1 protein-coding gene is annotated in these 222 nt (G+C 61.3%); it reads left to right on the top strand.

All coding sequences use genetic code 11. The features are described from left to right. A partial coding sequence (locus AC5Y21_RS26085) for a response regulator transcription factor (RefSeq protein WP_499917054.1) occupies positions 1-185 on the top strand: 185 nt, incomplete at its 5' end. Between the last annotated feature and the right edge of the window lie 37 nt (positions 186-222).

Below are 222 nucleotides of genomic sequence, written 5' to 3'. Positions count from 1 at the left end.
TACCGCTGACCGATCGCGAGCGAGAAATCGTCATGCTGCTCGGTCAGGGGCTGTCCAACCGCGACATCGCCGCCCGACTGATCGTGTCGGTACGCACCGTGGAAAGCCACATCTACAAGGCGATGGCCAAAACCGGAACCGCCACCCGCGACGAACTCGCCGCACTGCTACCTCGACCTAACTAAGCGACCCTTTCGTGTGTCAGCTCAGCTGCTCGACGAT

Source organism: Mycobacterium sp. NGS41, assembly GCF_059812725.1.
This window is presented reverse-complemented; position numbering and strand designations above follow the sequence as displayed.